At 71.1% G+C, this 19,713-nt stretch carries 15 protein-coding genes; 5 read left to right on the plus strand and 10 right to left on the minus strand.

The window, feature by feature from the left end; translation table 11 throughout:
• Positions 1-707 precede the first annotated feature (707 nt).
• Positions 708-1,274: a DJ-1/PfpI family protein gene (locus tag IPT68_RS14495; RefSeq protein WP_189699178.1), complete on the plus strand. Its 567-nt coding sequence runs from the start codon at positions 708-710 to the stop codon at positions 1,272-1,274.
• 530 nt (positions 1,275-1,804) lie between these two features.
• Here the strand turns inward: IPT68_RS14495 and IPT68_RS14500 are convergent.
• Together IPT68_RS14500 and IPT68_RS14505 are read right to left on the minus strand one after the other, a co-directional pair.
• Positions 1,805-2,470 carry an HAD family hydrolase gene (locus IPT68_RS14500; protein WP_189699179.1) on the minus strand — a complete coding sequence of 222 codons (666 nt, stop codon included), beginning with the start codon at positions 2,468-2,470 and terminating at the stop codon, positions 1,805-1,807.
• A gap of 94 nt (positions 2,471-2,564) precedes the next feature.
• Positions 2,565-3,083 carry a DUF6912 family protein gene (locus IPT68_RS14505; RefSeq protein WP_189699180.1) on the minus strand — a complete coding sequence of 173 codons (519 nt, stop codon included), beginning with the start codon at positions 3,081-3,083 and terminating at the stop codon, positions 2,565-2,567.
• A 313-nt stretch (positions 3,084-3,396) separates the two neighbouring features.
• Here IPT68_RS14505 and IPT68_RS14510 point away from each other — a divergent pair, with 313 nt between their 5' ends.
• Positions 3,397-3,924: an Rv3235 family protein gene (locus IPT68_RS14510; RefSeq protein ID WP_189699181.1), complete on the plus strand. Its 528-nt coding sequence runs from the start codon at positions 3,397-3,399 to the stop codon at positions 3,922-3,924.
• 188 nt (positions 3,925-4,112) lie between these two features.
• Here the strand turns inward: IPT68_RS14510 and secA are convergent, their stop codons facing one another.
• The gene (gene secA, locus IPT68_RS14515; RefSeq protein WP_189699182.1) at positions 4,113-6,923 is read right to left on the minus strand and encodes a preprotein translocase subunit SecA; all 2,811 of its coding nucleotides are present in this window, start codon (positions 6,921-6,923) and stop codon (positions 4,113-4,115) included.
• 317 nt (positions 6,924-7,240) lie between these two features.
• Here secA and IPT68_RS14520 point away from each other — a divergent pair, with 317 nt between their 5' ends.
• Entirely contained in the window at positions 7,241-7,819 is a 579-nt protein-coding gene (locus tag IPT68_RS14520) for a GNAT family N-acetyltransferase (protein ID WP_189699183.1), read from the plus strand.
• A gap of 76 nt (positions 7,820-7,895) precedes the next feature.
• Positions 7,896-9,092 carry a winged helix-turn-helix domain-containing protein gene (locus tag IPT68_RS14525; RefSeq protein WP_189699184.1) on the plus strand — a complete coding sequence of 399 codons (1,197 nt, stop codon included), beginning with the start codon at positions 7,896-7,898 and terminating at the stop codon, positions 9,090-9,092.
• Positions 9,093-9,126: 34 nt separating this feature from the next.
• Here IPT68_RS14525 and IPT68_RS14530 read toward each other — a convergent pair whose 3' ends face one another.
• The 7 genes from IPT68_RS14530 to mtnA all read right to left on the minus strand — a co-directional run bounded on the left by IPT68_RS14530 (position 9,127) and on the right by mtnA (position 18,236).
• Positions 9,127-9,873 carry a response regulator gene (locus IPT68_RS14530; protein ID WP_189699185.1) on the minus strand — a complete coding sequence of 249 codons (747 nt, stop codon included), beginning with the start codon at positions 9,871-9,873 and terminating at the stop codon, positions 9,127-9,129.
• Positions 9,874-10,078: 205 nt separating this feature from the next.
• Positions 10,079-10,771, minus strand: coding sequence for a ribosome hibernation-promoting factor, HPF/YfiA family (gene hpf, locus IPT68_RS14535; protein ID WP_228040461.1), 693 nt, complete (start codon positions 10,769-10,771; stop codon positions 10,079-10,081).
• A 313-nt stretch (positions 10,772-11,084) separates the two neighbouring features.
• Positions 11,085-11,954 (minus strand): ComF family protein, encoded by an 870-nt coding sequence (locus IPT68_RS14540; protein ID WP_189699187.1) that lies wholly within the window; start codon positions 11,952-11,954, stop codon positions 11,085-11,087.
• A gap of 376 nt (positions 11,955-12,330) precedes the next feature.
• Complete coding sequence (locus tag IPT68_RS14545) at positions 12,331-14,169, minus strand: LpqB family beta-propeller domain-containing protein (protein WP_189699188.1); 1,839 nt, start codon at positions 14,167-14,169, stop codon at positions 12,331-12,333.
• Positions 14,159-16,231: an MtrAB system histidine kinase MtrB gene (gene mtrB / locus IPT68_RS14550; protein ID WP_189699189.1), complete on the minus strand. Its 2,073-nt coding sequence runs from the start codon at positions 16,229-16,231 to the stop codon at positions 14,159-14,161. Before mtrB ends, IPT68_RS14545 begins: the two co-directional genes overlap by 11 nt.
• Before the next feature lies 1 nt (position 16,232).
• The gene (gene mtrA / locus IPT68_RS14555) at positions 16,233-16,922 is read right to left on the minus strand and encodes a two-component system response regulator MtrA (RefSeq protein WP_187283109.1); all 690 of its coding nucleotides are present in this window, start codon (positions 16,920-16,922) and stop codon (positions 16,233-16,235) included.
• Positions 16,923-17,096: 174 nt separating this feature from the next.
• On the minus strand, positions 17,097-18,236 hold the full coding sequence (gene mtnA, locus IPT68_RS14560; protein WP_189699190.1) for an S-methyl-5-thioribose-1-phosphate isomerase: 1,140 nt from the start codon (positions 18,234-18,236) through the stop codon (positions 17,097-17,099).
• A 140-nt stretch (positions 18,237-18,376) separates the two neighbouring features.
• Here mtnA and IPT68_RS14565 point away from each other — a divergent pair, with 140 nt between their 5' ends.
• Positions 18,377-19,711, plus strand: a complete 1,335-nt coding sequence (locus IPT68_RS14565; protein ID WP_189699191.1) for a glycerophosphoryl diester phosphodiesterase membrane domain-containing protein — start codon at positions 18,377-18,379, stop codon at positions 19,709-19,711.
• Positions 19,712-19,713: the final 2 nt, after the last annotated feature.

Consider the following 19,713-nt stretch of genomic DNA (forward strand, 5'->3'; position numbering starts at 1 on the left):
TGACGTAGAAGGAAGTACGGTCTCCGGCCTTCCGACGCGACGTCGTGACGCGGGGTGTCCGGTCTGCTCCGACGCTATGCCGCAAGGTGAGATGAGCGGGGTGATATCAGCCATTTCCCACGCGCTCGGGGCATGTGACGCTGCTCTCGACGGCGTCCGCTCCCAGGGTGTGCGCGAAACCACGGAGCCCTCGTAAGCTCCGGCCCGCCCGCGAAGACCAGCGACTGCCGCCCGGACACGGATGTCTTCCATGCTCTCCGGGCGCGGAGCGAGGACGTGGAGGCCCCCGCGAACTATCGCGCTGATCACGCCACAAGGCTATCGCTCCTCACCGGGGGCCCGTCATGAGCCGTATGTGTACAAAACCGGGGGTGGAACTTTGACAGTCTGCACAGGGGCGGGGAAGCGAGCGGCGTCGTATCCGGGCGGGCGGCGGGCCGATACCGCTGCTACCGGGTCTGATGGGACCGGCGAGAGCGCTGGGGCCGATGGGACTTCCTCTGCGTTGCCGGTCCGGCCGCTCCCTCCAGGGCCCGACGCGACGCCGCCGGCCGGTCACCCGACCCTACGCCGCGGTCGCCCGCACCCTCCACCGGCGCCGCTCGCCCGAAAACCGGCGCGTCCCCTAGGCAAGCCCGCACCCCCGAGGCACGTTGGCAGTGGAAAGCGACGCACCCGCAAAAGCCACTCAAAGGGGAGCAACCGCCATGACCGCCAAGATCCTCATCCTCACGGGCGACGCGGCAGAGTCCCTCGAGGTCCTCTACCCCTACCAGCGACTGCGCGAAGAGGGCTACGAGGTTCACATCGCCGCCCCCACCCGCAAGAAGCTCCAGTTCGTCGTCCACGACTTCGAACCCGGCTTCGACACCTACACCGAGAAGCCCGGCTACACCTGGCCCGCCGATCTCGCCTTCTCGGAGGTGGACCCCGGCCAGTACGTCGCCGTGGTCATCCCGGGCGGCCGTGCCCCGGAGTACCTCCGCAACGATCCCGAACTGCGCAAGATCCTCAAGTCCTTCTTCGACTCCGACAAGCCCGTGGCCCAGATCTGCCACGGCCCCCTCCTCACCGCCGCGGTCGACAGCCTCCGCGGACGCCGTGTCACCGCGTACCCCGCGCTGGAACTCGACATGCAGGCGGCCGGCGCCACCTTCCAGGACACCGAGGCGGTCGTCGACGGCACCCTTGTCTCCTCCCGCGCCTGGCCGGATCACCCGGCCTGGATGCGCGAGTTCCTCACGGTGCTGCGCGCCAAGGCCCCGGTGACCTGACCCCGGCCCCTGCCCCCACCACCGAGGCGACGCGGCGTCGAACGGGACGCCGCGCCGCCTTGGGACACGTCCGACGGGAGCGCCGGGACAGGCCGGTGGACGCAGGACACGCCCGGCAGGAGCGCCGGGACAGGCCGGTGGACGCAGGACACGCCCGGCAGGAGCGCCGGGACAGGCCGGTGGACGCAGGAAACGTCCGGCAGAAGCGCCGGGACAGGCCGGTGGACGCAGGAAACGTCCGGCAGAAGCGCCGGGACAGGCCGGTGGACGCAGGAAACGTCCGGCAGAAGCGCCGGGACAGGCCGGTGGACGCAGGACACGCCCGGCAGGAGCGCCGGGACAGGCCGGTGGACGCAGGAAACGTCCGGCAGGAGCGCCGCCGCTCCCTTTCCCGGCGGAAGCGCCGAACCATGTCCGGCGCGACGACCAGCGGAAGTCCCGCGGAAACGCCGGGACACGCCCCGGGTCGAGTCGCGGCGGGGACACGCCCAGCGCGTCCCAGTCCTCTCCGCGACGGCAGCCCGCACCGCTCAGGCGGCCATCTCCTCCGCCAGGGCGACCGCCTCCACGAGCGAGTCCACCACCGGCGCCCCGGCCCCCTCCAGACTGGCCCGCCCGTGCGACCCCCCGGTGTAGAGCACGGCCTTCGCCCCCACGTGCCGAGCCGCCAGCGCGTCGTCCGCGGCGTCCCCGATCACCACCGTGCGCGTCGGGTCCACCCCGGCCAGCGCCGCCAGATGCCGCACCATGTGCTCGGCCTTGCTGCCCCCGGACGGCCCGGTCCGCCCGTCGACCCGGAGGAAGTGCGGCTCGATCCCGAACCCCCGCACCAGCGGCACGAGTTCCTCATGCACGTACATGCTCAGGATCGACTGACTGCGCCCGCCGGCGACCCATTCCGTGAGTAGCCGCTCCGCTCCCTCGGTCAGCCCGCACCGCACCCGGTGCTCGGCGTAGTACCGGTGGAAGGTCTCGTCCATCACCAGCCACTCCGCCTCGGTCGGCAGCCGGCCCATCAGCCGCTCGTAGAACTTCGGCACCGGCACGCAGTACAGCGCCCGGTACTGCGCCATCGTGATCGGTTCCAGCCCCAGCTCGGCGAACGCCGCGTTCGTCGCCCCGATGATCGCGTCATTGTCGTGGAACAGCGTGCCGTTCCAGTCCCACACAATGTGCGCTGCTCCCTGCATCCCCATGCCCGAAAACGTTACCCGCCCCCACCGACAATCGAGAGACGCGCCGGTCAGCGCGGTCCGACGGGCCGGTGACGGGGCGCGACGCCGCGCGCCGTCAGTCGCCCCCCGGCCCCACCAGGTTCGGGATCTCCTGCGTCGCGTACCACAGCAGCTCGTGGTCCTCGGCGCCGTCCACGACGAACCGCGCGTCGTCGTCCCCGCCGTCCGCCGCCTCCATCGCCCCGGCCGCCGCGGCCACGTCCGCCTCCGCGTCCGCCGAGTCGACGTGCACCGACGCCACCTTGGCCAGCCGCACGGCACCCGCGACCCGCACCTCACCCAGCGCCGCCGGGTCGAGCCCTCGCCCGGGGTCGGCGCTCGCCTCCCCGTCGGGCACGTCAACGGCGACCACGACGCGGCGCCGCGGCGCTCCCGGGTCCGCCGCGAGCAGCCGCAGCGAGGCCAGCGCCGCCCGGCTCAGCGCCGCGTACTCCAGCTCCTCGATGTCGTCGGAGAGGTACCACTCGCGCAGCGCGGGCGTGACGGCGTACGCGACGAGCGGTCCGGCTCCCACCTCGCCCGCCTTGTACGCCTCGGCGAGACCGGGGAGGGTCAGGGGGACGTAGACGCGCATGGCTGGCCGCTTTCGTGGTCGGAGGGCTCCGCAAGCCCGCGTAAAGGGCCTTCAGGATACGTGCGGGGTCCCCTTTCGAGTCCCTCCCCGCACCCCGTCGAGCGTCCACCCCGCGCCGTGGATTCACCCGGCGCACCCCCGTGTTCTCGGGCTTCCAGCCCCGCCCGTCACCCGGATAAGTGAAGATTCCGGACCCCCTCGACCCCGGCCCCCTCGGCTTGCCGCCCCAGGAGCCAGCCCCGTACAAGATCCCCAACAGCAAGTTACTGCCCGGTACGAACGCCTGGCCGGGCTCAGTGAAACGGGATTCCCCATGAACAAGGTCATGACCAGGACCGCCCAGCGCCACCCCGCGTCCCGTCCCCCCTCCCGCCGCGACACGCGCCGCCCCGGCGGCAGCCCACCACGGGCCCAGGGCACGGGCCCCGCCCGATCGGCGTCCGCCGTCACGCGCACGGGCCCCGCCCGATCGGCGTCCGCCGTCACGCGCCCCCTTGCCGTCCCCCAGCCGCGCCCCACGGACCTCTTCGCCGACCGCCTGCTCCTCGTCCTCAGCGGACGGCGCCCCGTCCACGCCATGCTCGGCTACACCGCCGGACCCGCCTACGACGACCTGGCCCGCCTCGCCGAGCACGGCCCCCTGCGTGCCCGCGGCCCCCGGCCCGTCATCCGCGACATCGGCTACTGCGAACCCCGCCCTGGCGCCATCGAGGCCTTCGCCCGCATCGGCACCGGCGACCGCCTGCGCGCCATGGCCTTCCGCCTGGAACTGGGCCGGGACAACCGCTGGCGCTGCACAGCGGTGGAACTCGGCGGCACCCGGGCCGCCGACGACGACTAGCTAGGTCCTGACGTTCGGAACATGGGAAGAGGAGCCCGCGTCTTCGGCTCATCCGAAGGACAGGCCGGCCGTAGCCCGCATGCCGAAGGGCCGGGCACCCCAGGTGCTCCGGCCCTTCGCCTGATCAGGACGCTACGACGCTTCGAACGCTACGACCGCTTCGACCGCTTCGACATTCCTGGACGGTGTCACTTCTTGCGGCGGCGTCCGCCCTTGGCCTGCTTGCGGCGCTCCGCGCGCGTGAGGCCGTCGGCCGACGAGCGCACGGGCTCGCCGTCCTCGCTGAAGTCGCCCTCGATGGTGCCGCCCTCACCGTCCACGGTCGGCGCGGTGAAGTGCAGGTTCCGCCGCTGCGGGGCCTCCAGGCCCTTGGCGCGGATCTCGGGGCGGGGCCCCGCCTGCGCGGGCACCGCGTCCTGCTTCTCCAGGGTCGGCTTGGCCTCCTCGACGGGGACCTCCTCGACCTGCTGCTCGACCTGGACCTCCAGGTTGAACAGGTAGCCGACGGACTCCTCCTTGATGCCGTCCATCATGGCGGTGAACATGTCGAAGCCCTCGCGCTGGTACTCGACCAGCGGGTCCTTCTGCGCCATCGCGCGCAGGCCGATGCCCTCCTGGAGGTAGTCCATCTCGTAGAGGTGCTCGCGCCACTTGCGGTCCAGGACCGACAGCACGACACGGCGCTCCAGCTCACGCATGATCTCGGAGCCGAGCTGCGTCTCACGCGCCTCGTACTGCTGGTGGATGTCGTCCTTGATGGACTCGGCGATGAAGTCGGCGGTGAGCCCGGCACGGTCGCCGGCCGCCTCCTCCAGCTCCTCGATGGTGACCTTCACCGGGTAGAGCTGCTTGAAGGCGCCCCACAGCCGGTCCAGGTCCCACTCCTCGGCGAAGCCCTCGGCGGTCTCCGCGGCCACGTAGGCGTCGATCGTGTCGTCCATGAAGTGCTGGATCTGCTCGTGCAGGTCCTCGCCCTCCAGGACGCGGCGCCGCTCGCCGTAGATGACCTCGCGCTGCCGGTTGAGGACCTCGTCGTACTTCAGGACGTTCTTACGGGTCTCGAAGTTCTGCTGCTCGACCTGCGACTGGGCGGACGCGATCGCGCGCGTGACCATCTTGTTCTCGATCGGCACGTCGTCCGGGACGTTCGCCATCGACATCACGCGCTCGACCATCTGCGCCTTGAACAGCCGCATCAGGTCGTCGCCGAGGGAGAGGTAGAAGCGGGACTCGCCCGGGTCGCCCTGACGGCCGGAACGACCGCGCAGCTGGTTGTCGATACGCCGCGACTCGTGCCGCTCGGTGCCCAGCACGTACAGGCCGCCGAGGTCCTTGACCTCTTCGAACTCGGCCCGCACCGCCTTCTCGGCCCGCTCCAGAGCGGCGGGCAGCGCGGCGGCCCACTCCTCGATGTGCTCCTCGGGGTCGAGACCGCGCTGGCGCAGCTCGGCCTCGGCGAGGTCGTCGGGGTTGCCGCCGAGCTTGATGTCCGTGCCGCGGCCGGCCATGTTGGTCGCCACGGTCACGGCGCCCTTGCGGCCGGCCTGGGCGACGATCTGCGCCTCACGGTCGTGCTGCTTGGCGTTCAGCACCTCGTGCTGGATACCGCGCTTGCTGAGCTGCTGCGAGAGGTACTCGGACTTCTCGACCGAGGTGGTGCCGACCAGGATCGGCTGCCCCTTCTCGTGCTTCTCGGCGATGTCGTCGACGACCGCGTCGAACTTGGCGACCTCGGTGCGGTAGATCAGGTCCGACTGGTCCTTGCGGATCATCGGCCTGTTGGTCGGGATCGGGACCACGCCGAGCTTGTAGATCTGGTGGAACTCGGCGGCCTCGGTCATCGCCGTACCGGTCATGCCGGAGAGCTTGTTGTAGAGGCGGAAGAAGTTCTGCAGGGTGATCGTGGCGAGCGTCTGGTTCTCGTCCTTGATCGGCACCCCTTCCTTCGCCTCGATCGCCTGGTGCATGCCCTCGTTGTAGCGGCGGCCGGCGAGGATACGTCCGGTGTGCTCGTCGACGATCATGACTTCGCCGTCGATGACGACGTAGTCCTTGTCCTTCTTGAAGAGCTCCTTCGCCTTGATGGCGTTGTTCAGGTAGCCCACCAGCGGCGTGTTCACCGACTCGTAGAGGTTGTCGATGCCCAGCCAGTCCTCGACCTTGCTGACACCGGACTCGTGGATGGCGACCGTGCGCTTCTTCTCGTCGACGTCGTAGTCGCCGGTCTCCTCGATGCCCTTGAGCGGCTGGCCGGGCTCACCGCGCTTGAGGCGCGTGACGAGCTTGGCGAAGTCGCCGTACCACTTGGTGGCCTGGTCGGCCGGGCCGGAGATGATCAGCGGCGTACGGGCCTCGTCGACGAGGATGGAGTCGACCTCGTCGACGATGGCGAAGTTGTGGCCGCGCTGGACGAGCTCGTCCTTCGACCACGCCATGTTGTCGCGCAGGTAGTCGAAGCCGAACTCGTTGTTCGTGCCGTACGTGATGTCGCACGCGTACTGCTCGCGGCGCTGGGCCGGCGTCATGTTGGCCAGGATGCAGCCGACGGACAGGCCCAGGAACTTGTGGACGCGGCCCATCATCTCGGAGTCGCGTTCGGCCAGGTAGTCGTTGACCGTGATCAGGTGGACGCCGTCGCCGGACAGCGCGTTCAGATACGCGGGGAGCGTGCCGACCAGCGTCTTGCCCTCACCGGTCTTCATCTCGGCGACGTAGCCGAGGTGCAGGGCGGTGCCGCCCATGATCTGCACGTCGTAGTGCCGCTGGCCGAGGACGCGCTTGGCGGCCTCGCGCACCGTGGCGAACGCCTCGGGCAGCAGGTCGTCCAGGCTCTCACCGTCGGCGTAGCGCTGCTTGTACTCATCGGTGAGGGCCCGGAGCTCGGCGTCGGAGAGGTCGACGAAGTCCTCTTCGATGGAGTTGACCTGGTCCGCGATGCGGTGCAGCTTGCGCAGGATCTTGCCTTCGCCTGCACGCATGATCTTCGAGAGGACGGACACGGGGGTTGGTCTCCTTGCCGGTCGGGCCTGGGACGGTCGGTTTCCTTCTGACGTACTGAGCAACGGCCATCGTATGCGAGGACCCGGCCGCGCCGGGAGGCCTGCCGGACCATCACGGTCCGCCGTCGTGCTTCGGGGTCGGATCTTCCGTCGAACTGCCTTCGAGAATCGCCGTCGAATCTGTCTTCACACGGGACAACGGACCAGGGCCCCGGATGGTGCCGCGTCACGCCGACGATTTGCGCGAATCGTGATGGCGCGCTCACGCACGGCCAAAGCGATGGCGGCGCACCCGCCCGCACGAGCAGAATCGGGCGATGGAGCCCGACACGATTCCCACCCCTCGCCTCCGGCTGCGCACCGTGGGCCCGGACGACACCGACGCCGTGTACGCCGCGTGCCAGGACACGGACATCCAGCGCTGGACGACGATCCCCTCGCCCTATCTCCGCGAGCACGCCCGGTCCTTCACCGAGCACGACGTCCCCCGGGGCTGGGCCGACGGCTCGATGTTCACCTTCGGCCTCTTCCTCCCCGACGGGGAACTGGCCGGCATGCTCGGCGTCACCATGCGCTCCCTGGGGGTGGGCGAGATCGGTTTCTGGACGGCCAGGCGGCACCGGGGGAACGGCTACATGACCGAGGCCACCCGCGCCGCCTCCCGCTGGGCCTTCGTCCAGCAGAGCGTGGACCGCCTGGAGTGGCGCGCCGAGGTGGGCAACACCGCCTCCCGCGCGGTGGCCGAGAACGCCGGCTTCACCATGGAGGGCACCCTGAGGGCGGCCCTCAACAACAACGGCGTACGCCGCGACTGCTGGGTGGGCTCCCTGCTGCCCTCGGACCTGGGGCTGCCGTCGGCGGCGCCGTACCTGCCGGCCCGGGCGCCGGCCACGTAGGCCGGTCTCGGGCGGCCCCTTCACAAAACCCCAGCTCGTCCCGCACTGTCAGTCCCACCCCCTATCGTTCGACGGCATGACGATCCCGCGCCCCGTGGAACTCTCCGCAGCCGAAGCCCGACGCATCGCCCTTCGCGCCCAGGGCTTCCTCGGCGCGCCCGACCGCAGGGCAGGCGTGCGCGGGACACTCCGCCACCTGGGTGCGATCCAGCTCGACACCATCTCCGTCCTCGCCCGCTCCCACGAGCTCGTCCCGTACGCCCGCCTGGGCGCGGTCGGCCGCAGGACCGTCGAGGACGCGTACTGGAAGCCGACGGCCGCGGGAGCGCCTGCGGCACGGCCTCACGCGTTCGAGTACTGGTCGCACGCCGCGTGCATCCTCCCCATCGAGGAGTGGCCCCACTTCGCGTTCCGCCGTCGCGCCTACCGCAACCGCCCCCACTGGAACCACGAGCTCCCGGACGGCGTGTACGACCAGGTCATCAAGCAGCTGCGCGCCGAGGGCCCCCTCACGGCCACGGAGCTGGGCGGGGCCAAGCGGACCAGCGAGTGGTGGGACTGGTCCGGCACGAAGGTCGCCGTGGAACGCGCCCTGATGTACGGCGAGGTGGTGTGCGTGGAGCGCCGCGGCTGGAAGCGCGTCTACGACCTCGCCGAACGCGCGGTCCCCGAGGACCTGCTGCACGACGAACTCGACGACACCGAGTGCCTTCGCCGCCTGGTCCGTCTGGCGGGCCAGTCGCTCGGCGTCGGCACGCGCGCGGACCTCGCCGACTACCACCGCCTCAGGGCTGAGCAGGTCGACGCGGTGATCGCCGACTCGGGCCTGGTCCCGGTCACCGTCGAGGGCTGGGGCAAGCCGGCCTGGGCGGACCCGACGGCCCTGCGGACGCCGCCGCGCGGCCGCCACCGCACCACCCTGCTGTCCCCGTTCGACTCCCTGATCTGGGAGCGCGCCCGCACCGAGCGCGTCTTCGGCTTCACCCACCGCCTGGAGGCCTACGTCCCCAAGCCCAAGCGGGTCCACGGCTACTTCGCGATGCCCGTGCTCTCGGGTGGCCGCCTGGTGGGCCGTGTGGACCCGGCCCGCGAGGGCCGCACCCTGGTGGCCAAGCAGGTCACGCTGGACGGCCCGAAGGCGGTGGCGGCGGTGGCCCAGGCCCTGACCGAGGCGGCGAGCTGGGTGGACTGCACGCACGTCCGTGTGGAACGAGTGGACGCCCCGGATCTGCGCGAGCCGCTCATCGGGGAACTCGCCCGACTCGTCGGCTGACCCGAGTGCTGGGGCGGGAAGAGGACGGCCGCAGTCAGCGGATCTCGAGGATCTTCTCGCGCATCGCGTACACCACCGCCTCCATCCTGGAGTGCAGCTGCAGCTTCTCCAGGATGTTGCGCACGTGGTTCTTCACGGTGTTCTCCGAGATGAACAACTCCTTGGCGATGTCCCGGTTGTTCATCCCCGTGGCGACCAGCTTGAGCACTTCCAGCTCGCGGTCGGTCAGCCGGGGCGCGGGCACCAGCCGCCGCTCGTCGGTCCGCTGGATCATCGACTTGAACTCGGTCAGCAGCTTCGACGCCATGGACGGACTGATCTGCGACTGCCCGTCGGCCACCGCGCGGATCGCCGTGGCCACCTCGTCCGTGGAGATCTCCTTCAGGAGGTATCCGGTGGCCCCCGCCTTGATGGCGTCGTAGAGGTCGGCTTCCTCGTCGCTGATCGTCAGCATGATGATCTTGGCGCTGGGGGCCACCTCCTTGATGGAGGTGCACGCCTCGATCCCGCCCCGCTTCGGCATCCGTACGTCCATCAGGACGATGTCCGGCAGCAGGTCGGCGGCCTTCTCCACGGCCTCGGCCCCGTCGCCCGCCTCCCCCACGACCTGGATGTCCTCCTCGGCCGCGAGCACGATCTCCAGGCCCCGTCGGAAGAGAGCGTGGTCGTCCACCACCAGGACACGGATGGGCTCCTGGCGCGCGGCACCCCCGTCCGGGCCCGTGCCGCCGACGCCGTCGCCGGCGCCCTCGGCATGCATCGGTCCGAAGCTGTCCGCCATCGTTCCTCCCCCTGAAGGCTGTGGCCCGTGGTCCTGCCATCGCCAACCCAAGGCAACGGCCCACCGGTTGGGCCGTTGCGGCCATGATTTCATGCCCGGACGACACTGCGGTGACGAAGCGACGGGTCATGTGGTCGCACACGGGTGCCCCTGGGAGCGCACGCGCACTCCAGGGGCACCCGGATCAGTTGTCGTCCGGAGTAGGTCAGCCGCCCAGCGGACCCCCCGCATCAGGAGAGGGCGCCTGAGTGACCATCGTGTCCGTCCTGAGGTGGATCACGCCGTAGTCGTACGCGTGCCGCCGGTAGACGACACTCGGTTCCTTCGTCTCGGAGTCGACGAACAGATAGAAGTCGTGCCCGACCAGCTCCATCTCGTAGAGCGCCTGGTCGAGAGTCATGGGTGCTGCGGCGTGTGTCTTCTCACGAACGACGAGGGGGCCTTCGCCCTGTACTTCCAGCGAGCCGATCTTCTTCTTGGGTACTGCGTCCGGCTCGTCGGCCAGGAAGGTACCGCCATTGCCGTTGAGCGTCGCCGCGCCCGGAACATGGTCGGCGACCTCTGCTGCCGTCAGTCGGCGCACCCCCCGGCGCGTGTGACGCTTGTCGTGCTGCCTGCGCAGCCGGGCATCCAGCTTCTCCGCGGCCAGGTCGAGCGCCGCGTAGGGATCGCTCGCCGCTGCCTCCGCCCGGATCACCGGACCGCGGGAGCGCAGGGTGATCTCCACCCGGTCACAGCGGTCGGCCTGTCGGGGGTTGGGCTCCTTGGACACCTCGACGTCGAGGCTGATCACCTTGCCGTCGAGCTTCTGGATCTTGTCCAGCTTCAGCTTCTCGGCCACGTGCTTGCGGAACCGCTCGGGCACCTCGGTCTTGCGGCCCTTGACGACGATGTCCACGCAGAACTCCGTTCCCGGATCGCTCCGCTTCACTGGCGGAGCATCTCCCTTGTGCACCAGGTCCCGGTCAGCCCCGGAACCTCGGACTTCGGTGACGTCCACCTCCTCCCCCAGAAGCAAGATCTCCACCCGGCCGGCGCGGGTGATTACAGAAAACCCGCGGCACGGCATTCGGATAAGCGAGGTGTGGCCTGCGGCTTTCCCTCACAACCGAACATATCTCGCCCGGACGGACGGCGTCACCCTCTACTGCCGCGTACCTCCGTTCCGGTGAATTCGCCCTGTCACTACCTGCAACGACGCAACCTCGCAGTCAGCTCCGGTTTATTTCGAAAGAATCCGGCGGTGCCGCGATCACCGCAGCACAGATCAGGTCAGGGGCGTGGTTCGCCTTTCCCGGCACGACCCGTTCCGGGCCCGTGCTCTCTTCCATTGATCCAGTCATCCGTTCCCCTCTCCTTTCCCCATTGGCTCCCGCGTACACGGCCGTCACCACATCTCCGCGCGTCCCGGACGCCGCACCGCTGTAACCAGCCGTTCCCTCTGCCGGCACCGCTCGCACGGCCCTCGCCGCCTCGGCCAGTGAGGCGCCCGTGGTCATCAGGTCGTCCACCAGCACCACCGGACCGGCGCGCAGCAGCCCGGCACCGCCGGCGGCCACCGACAGCGCGCCCGCGACGTTCTCCAGCCGCTGCCGGGCGTCGAGTCCCGCCTGGTCGGCGACCGGCCGCCGCTGCCGCAGCACCGCGAGCACCCGAGCGGGCGTCCCCGTACGGCGCAACTCGGCCGCCGCCGCGAGAGCGATCCGCCGGGCCGGATCATGCCCCCGCGCGCGCACCGCCCGGCGCCCCGACGGCACGGGTACGAGCAGCACCGGCCCGTCGAGCACCCCTGACAGACCCGCCCGCACGGCTCCCGCGAGAGCCACGCCGAGCGGCCGGGCGAGCGGCAGCGCACCGCGCTCCTTGTGCGCCAGCAGCACGGCCCGCACCTCGTCCGCGTACGGTGCCGCCGCGTGCACGACCGGCAGCCCGCGCAGCTCCGGCACCGGTCGCACCGGGCGTGGCGCAGCCCCGCACAGGGCCACACGGCAGTCCGGGCAGAGCACCGTGCGCGGCCTGCCGCAGCCCCCGCACTCGGCCGGAAGCACCAGGTCGGTGAGGTCCTGCCACCACCCCCGCATGCCCATCACTGTGCCAACGACCGCGCCGCCCCCGCCACCCCTGTGGACAACCAACCGCCTGTGGACAACTCCCCGCAGGGCCCGCGCGGTGCTGCTCGACGGGCAGAAGCCGAACCGGACATCAGGCCTACCCAGCCCCGCCAAGCAGCCCGATCAGCGGCCCCGCCATGCCCGACCAGCAACCCCGGCCAGCAGCCCCGCCAAACAGCCCGACAAGCAGCCGACAAGCAGAAACGGCCGCCCCGCCAGGCACACTGCCCGACGAAAGCGACCGTCCCGAACGTGCATTCGGGGAACGCTCATTCACCTCGCCGCGACCACTGGAAGCGGTCGACAACCGACAAGCCCTCACCGCACGGCGAACAACCCCTAACCGTCACCCCGGATAAACCGGCGCCGACCCGTCCTTCACCACCGTCTGCCACTGCGCCCCGTCCGGCAGTTGCACGATGCCGTCCACCGAGTACGCCACCAGCGGCATTCGGTCGCTCTCGGAGGAGGCGATCTCCTTCACCCCGGTCAGCGCATCGGGCGCCGGAACCTCCGGCACGGACCCGTCGACCTGGACGTACCGCATCTGCTGCACGCCCCCCTCCTCGCGCCCCACCGCCACGAGCCGGCCGTCACCGGCCCAGGACATCGTGGTGACTTCCTCGAACTGGGGTGCCGCGGACCGCAGTTCGAGCACCGAAACCCCCGGCTGCCGGGTCACCGGGTCCTCACCGCCCCGCTCGATCCGCCCGACCTGCAGGGACTGCTTGCCGTCCTTCTCCACGACCAGCGCGATCCGTACACCGTCTGCCGCGACCCGCACCGACTGGATTCGCCCGTCCAGCCCCGGAACCCGCACCTCCACCGGCGCCTCCTTGCCCTCCGGGAGCATGAGCAGCCGCGGTTGGTCCGGGTTGCGGTCGGCCACCCACAGGTCGCCCCGTGCGTCCCAACTCGGTGTGGTCAGCCGGTCCTTCTCGGTCCGGCCCGCACTGCTCACCACCGGCTCCCCGAGCGAACCGCCCGACGTGAGCGACCCGACGTACAGCGCCTTGCCGTCCAGGGCGACACCGGCCGCGGTGTGCTCGTCGCGGGAGACCGCCGCCGAGCGCAGCGCCCGTGCGCCCTCGCCCAGTTCGCCCGGCACCGGCTCGGCCTTCGCGCTGCGGCTGCCGGCCGGGATCCGTACGAGCCGGTGCTCCCCGTCGACGAAGTACAGGTAGTCGGCGCGCCTGGCCGACCCGTGCGCGGCGACCGTCGCCGCCCCGTCCTCGGTGAGCACGCACAGCTGCGCACCCCCCGCCTGCAACTCGATCTCGTCCACCGCGGGCGAAAGGTTCTGCAGGGTGAACAGCAGTTGGGCGGCCATCTCGTTGCACTTGGCGGGTCCGACCCGGGCGGCCTTGTCGTTCAACGGCACGGTCAGCCGGTTCCGGTCGTCGGGGGTCAACGTGCCGACGCCCTTCTTCAGCGCCGTACCGGTGGGGAAGCTCGACCTGACCACGGGTCCCAGCCAGGTCGTCGGCCCGTTGAGCAGGGAGCGCACCATCTGCGTCATCGGGTCCACGCGCCGGCGCACGTACACCGGGTCGGCGACCGCCGCGGGGTGCGAGGACGCCTCCACCGCGGAGTCCGAGGCGAAATAGTACTTGTTGACGGACATGTAGTTGCGCTGGAAGTCCGACTGGCCCATGACGACGCCCTGCGGCAGCTCGTCGATGCGCCACTGCCCGCTCTTCTTGTTCCGCGCGAGGTGCACCTGCCTGCTGTACGACCCATCGGTCGGCGTGTACGACTGCTGGGCGTCCACCAGGGCGACCTTGGTGCCGGTCAAGGTGAACGAGAAGTCGAGGCCGTCCTGTCGGCTTCCCCCGGAGCCGGCCTGGGTGTCCGGCCCGTCCGCGAGCACCGTGGTGGACAACTCCGGCTGCCAGGTCTTCGCGGCCGCCGACGTCAGGTACTGCTTCGCCGTCGCATAGCGCGGATCGTCGCTGGTCAGCGCCTCCAGAAAGCCCTGGACGATCTCCGACGGCGGTGCGTCCTCGCGCGGCGGCATGGGGAAGACCCGCACCTGGGTCTCCTGGCGCGGGGTCGACTCCACGCCCCGCAGGTCACCGCTGTCGGGCATCGAGGCGCATCCCGTCAGCAGTACGACGCCACACACGCCGTACGCCACCGCGCGCCCCGGCGTGCGCCGGGAGCCCCCCTCGCGGTCAGCGCCCACGAAATGCCTCCCCTTGGTCGTTCGACTCCTCCACCCCGGCGCCCACGGAGCCGGTCGGAGCGGTACTGCGTGCCACCTCCGCGACCGGCTGCTCGCCCTGCCGCCGATGCGCTCCCGCGGGCCGGGGCACCACGCGCGCGCCGTTGCCGGGCAGCGCCGTCGGATCGGCCGTCGGTGCCACGGCGGCCGACCGGGGTGTGATCGGGTCCCGCACCGGCCCTTGGCCGCTGCCCGTGGACTGGGCCGGCACGGTCGCGGTCTTCTCGCCGCCACGCGGCAGCCCGGCGTCGTCCAGGCCGCGATTACGTCGCGAGTCCTTGGGTTCCAGCGGTATCGGCGAGCCCCTGAGCGGCTCGTCCGCGGTCCGCGGCAACGTCAGCCGGAACTGGGAGCCGCCGCCCGGCTCACCCCAGGCCTGCAGCCAGCCGCCGTGCAGCCGCGCGTCCTCCAGGGCGATGGACAGACCGAGGCCCGTACCGCCCGTCGTCCGCGCGCGTGCCGGGTCGGCCCGCCAGAAGCGGTTGAAGACGCGGGTCGCCTCCCCGGGCTTGAGCCCGACGCCGTAGTCGCGCACGGCGACCGCGACCGCCCCGCCCGCCGCGGCGAGCTTGACGACGACGTCCTTGCCCTCGCCGTGCTCCACGGCGTTGACGACGAGGTTGCGCAGCACCCGCTCGACCCGCCGGGCATCCGCCTCGGCGACGACGGGCTGCTGGTCGCCCACGATCCGTATCTGCGTGCCCTTGCGCTCGGCGAGCGGCTCGGCCCCGCCGACCACGCGCCGCACGACCTCCCTGAGGTCGATCGGCTCCGCCTCCAGGGCCGCCGCGCCCGCGTCGAAGCGGCTGATCTCCAGCAGGTCCGACAGCAGCGACTCGAACCGGTCCAGCTGGTCGGCGAGCAGTTCCGCCGACCGCGCGGTCACCGGGTCGAAGTCCACCCGCGCCTCGTGGATCACGTCGGCGGCCATCCGCACCGTCGTCAGCGGCGTGCGCAGCTCGTGCGACACGTCCGACACGAACCGCCGCTGCATCCGCGACAGGTCCTCCAGCTGCTGGATCTTCAGCTGCAGGTTCTGCGCCATCTTGTTGAAGGCCTCGCCGAGCCGCGCGATGTCGTCCTCGCCGGTGACCTTCATCCGCTCCTGCAGCCGCCCCGCGGACAGCCGCTCGGCGATCCCGGCCGCCATCCGCACCGGCGTGACGACCTGCCGCACCACGAGCCAGGCGATGGCCCCGAGGAGTACGACGACGAAGAGGCCGGCCGTCGCCAGGGTCCCCTTGACCAGGCTCAGCGACTTCTCCTCCTGCGTGAGCGGGAAGAGGTAGTACAGCTGGTACGGGTCACCGTTGGGATCGTTGATCTGCTTGCCGATGACCAGTGCGGGCTGGGTGCCCTTGTCGCCGCTGTAGATGATGCGGGTGTAGCTCTGCGCCGCCGTCGTGCTGTCGTTGACCCGCGCGCGCAGGTCCTCCGGCACGCTCTTGTTGGGGTCGACGCCACCCGAGGCGCGCGGGCCGCGCCCGCCGCCGCTGTTGTCGCCCGCGGGAAGGGTCACCACGTCGAAGGCGCCCTGACCACCGCTGGAGAGCGAGGAGACCAGGTCGCTCATCCACTGGATGACGTTCTGCGAGGACTGCCCGTCGACCGTGGACGGGTCCTCCCCGGTACCGCTCGCCGCCTCGTCGGCCCGCTGCTTGGCCACCGCGAAACCGCCAGTGGCCTGGCTCTGCGATGCCTTCACCTTGGCGTCCAGCAGGCCGTTGCGCACCTGTCCGATGACCACGAAGCCGAGCAGCAGGACGACACCCAGCGACATCAGCAGGGTCGTGACCACGACCTTGAGCTGAATGTTGCGCCGCCACAGCCGCATGACGGGCAGCAGCGGACGTCGCACCCAGCGCGCGAACAGCCTCAGGACCGGGCTGCCCTGGACTCCGCCCTGGAGCAGCCCGCTCTCGAGGAATCGTCCCCAGCGGGAGCCCGCCGCCTTCCGGCCGACAGGCCGCCCCGCGCGGGTCCCGGAACCGCCGGGCGCCGAAGCGGCACTGTCCTTGGACACGTCAGCTCGGCCCGGCCTTGTAACCGACACCGCGCACGGTCACCACGATCTCCGGCCGCTCCGGGTCCTTCTCGACCTTGGAGCGCAGCCGCTGCACATGGACGTTGACCAGGCGGGTGTCCGCCGCGTGCCGGTAGCCCCACACCTGCTCCAGGAGCACCTCGCGGGTGAACACCTGCCACGGCTTGCGGGCCAGCGCGACCAGCAGGTCGAACTCCAGCGGCGTCAGCGCGATCGACTGCCCGTCCCGCTTCACCGAGTGCCCCGCCACGTCGATGACCAGGTCACCGATGGCGAGTTGCTCGGGCGCGGGCTCCTCGGACCGGCGCAGGCGCGCCCGGATCCTGGCCACGAGCTCCTTGGGCTTGAACGGCTTGACGATGTAGTCGTCGGCTCCGGACTCGAGCCCCACGACGACGTCGACGGTGTCGCTCTTCGCGGTGAGCATCACGATCGGCACCCCGGACTCCGCCCGGATCAGCCGGCACACCTCGATGCCGTCCCGTCCGGGCAGCATCAGATCGAGCAGCACCAGGTCCGGCTTGGCCTCCCGGAACGCGGCCAGCGCCTTGTCGCCGTCGGCTACGAAAGACGGCTCAAAACCTTCACCACGCAGCACAATGCCGAGCATCTCGGCCAGTGCGGTGTCGTCGTCGACGACAAGGACTCGTCCCTTCATAAACGACATCATCCCATTCTCATAACGGTGAAGGTGCCACAGGTGAGCAGGGTCACCGGCCAGTGACGATAGTCGTACGGGGTCACTACTGTCTGCCCTCGGTCAGATGTCACGGCCCCTCTCCCCACGGAGCACCGCAGGTCGAGGGGCCCGGAGCCCGCGCGTCGGTCGGGCCGACATTGCCTCTCAGCCGATCGCCACTCCCCGCGACCTGTCGCACATCTCGGCCAGCGCCTCGGCGGTCACCGGCGAGACCGCACCCTCCTCGGTGACGATCGCCGTGATCAGCTCCGGCGGCGTCACGTCGAACGCCGGGTTGTACGCCTGCGTGCCCAGCGGCGCCACCGGCACTCCGCTCCCGGCACCCGTCACCGGCACGTTGGGCGCCGCGACCTCTGTCACCTCGTATCCGGGTCGCTGCTCGACCTCGATGGACTCCCCGTCCGGGGTGTCCCCGTCCACCGTCGTCACAGGCGCAACCACGATGAACGGCACATGGTGGTACCGCGCCAGCACGGCGAGGGGGTAGCTCCCCACCTTGTTCGCCACCGAGCCGTCGGCCGCGATCCGGTCGGCCCCGACCAGCACGGCGTCCACCTCTCCCGCCGCGAACAGCGAACCCGCCGCGTTGTCCGTGAGCAGGGTGTACGCCATACCGCTGCGCGCCGCCTCGTACGCGGTGAGCCGGGCCCCCTGCAACAGGGGACGCGTCTCGTCCACCCACAGCCGCCGCAGCCGTCCCGCCCGGTGCGCCGCGAGCGCCACGGCGAACGCCGTCCCCTCCCCGCCCGACACCAGCGACCCGGTGTTGCAGTGCGTGAGGATCCGGTGCCCGCCGCCGGGCAGCAGCTCGTCCAGCAGCGCCAGCCCGTGCTCGGCCATCCGGGCACTGGCCTCGGCGTCCTCCCGGTGCAGTTGCCGCGCCGCTGCCAGCGCCGCCTCGGCGGCCTGCTCGCCACCGGCACCGCGGGCGAGCGCTGCGTCGTAGGCGGAGCGGGCCCGGCGCACGCCGACGGACAGGTTCACCGCGGTGGGCCGGGCTCCCGCCAGCGCGGTCGCGGCCTCGTCCACGTCGAAGCCGCGTGCGGCGGCGAGCGCGACGCCGTACGCTCCCGCGATGCCGAGCAGGGGCGCTCCCCGCACGGCGAGCGAACCGATCGCCTCCACCAGGGCGGGGGCGTCCGTACAGACCAGCTCGACCTCCTCGGCCGGCAACCTCGTCTGATCGAGAAGGACCACGACCGGTCCTTCGGGGGGTTCCTCCCAGCGGATCGCCGGAATGCCGGTGGACTTGTCCTCGCCGGATTGCGCGTACTGATCAGCCATGCGGTCAGTCTGCCCGTTCCACGACGGACAATTGAAGGTGTGCAGCGCATACCGCCGCCGGTCCATGGGTGAACCCCCCATGGCACGATGGCTGCCAACCTGCCGCCGCGACAGCGGAAGGGCACCGTGAAGGAGCGACGATGAACGACACTCCGGGCTGGGCCTCGCCCGGATCCGCCCCGTCCAACGGACAGGAGCCCGGCACGTCCGGCCCTGGCGAGCCGGCCGACCGGCCCGGCGCCGCGCAGCCCTCGCACCCCGCGGACCGACCAGGCCCCCAAGCGCCGGACCCCGGCTCGAAGTGGTCCAAGGAACAGCCGCCGCCCGCCCAGTGGTCCGCTCCCTCCGGCCCGCCGAGCCCCGGCCAGGAGCCCCCACCGCCCGGCACCGGCTGGGGCGGTCGGCCCCCCGGCGGATACGGCAACCCGCCGGGACCCGGCGGTGGACACGGCGGTTGGGGCGGCCAGTGGGCCGGTCCCCCGCCCGCGGCCAAGCCGGGCGTGATTCCGCTCCGCCCGCTCGGCGTCGGCGAGATCCTCGACGGCGCCGTCTCCACCATGCGCACCTACTGGCGCACGGTACTCGGCATCGCCCTCGCCGTCGCCGTCGTCACGGAGATCATCGTCATCCTGCTCCAGGGGTTCGTCCTGGACGAGCAGACCAGTGCCGAGGCCCTCGAGGACCCGAACGCCACCCTCGGCGAACTCACCCGCGCCCTGGGCGACGCGCTGCTCAGCTCCAGTGTCATCTTCCTGATCTCCCTGATCGGCACCGTCGCGGCTACCGCGCTGCTGACCACCGTCACCAGCCGCGCCGTCCTCGGCAAGCCGGTCACCACCGGTGAGGCCTGGCGTGATGCACGCCCCCGCGTGCTGAAGCTGTTCGGCCTGATCTTCCTGCTGCTCGTCATCGCCCTCGGGGTGGCCGTCGCGGGCGCCGTGCCCGGCATACTCGTGACCCTGGCGGGCGCGGGCGCCGCCGGCGCCGCGCTCACGGTCCTGGGCAGCATGTGCACCGGCGTGGTCGCCCTGTGGCTGATGGTCCGCTTCTCCCTGGCCTCCCCGGCACTGATGCTGGAGAAGCAGTCCATCGTGAAGGCGATGAGCCGCTCCGCCAAGCTCGTCCGCGGCGCCTGGTGGCGCGTCTTCGGCATCCAGCTGCTCGCCACGATCATCGCCAACATCGTCGCGGCGATCGTCGTCATCCCCTTCACGTTCCTCGCCGCGGCCCTCAGCGGCGACGGTGTCGGCGGATTCCTCGACGGCACCGGCGACTTCGGCTGGACCTTCCTCATCATCAGCGGGATCGGCTCGGTGATCGGCTCCATGATCACGTTCCCGATCACGGCGGGCGTGACCGTGCTCCTCTACATCGACCAGCGCATCCGCCGCGAGGCCCTCGACCTCGAACTGGCCCGCGCCGCCGGTGTCCAGGACTACGGCTCCGGCACCCCCGACCCTTCCCCCGGGAGCTGATG

Origin of the sequence: Streptomyces chromofuscus (genome assembly GCF_015160875.1) — a bacterium.
Lineage (GTDB): Bacteria > Actinomycetota > Actinomycetes > Streptomycetales > Streptomycetaceae > Streptomyces > Streptomyces chromofuscus.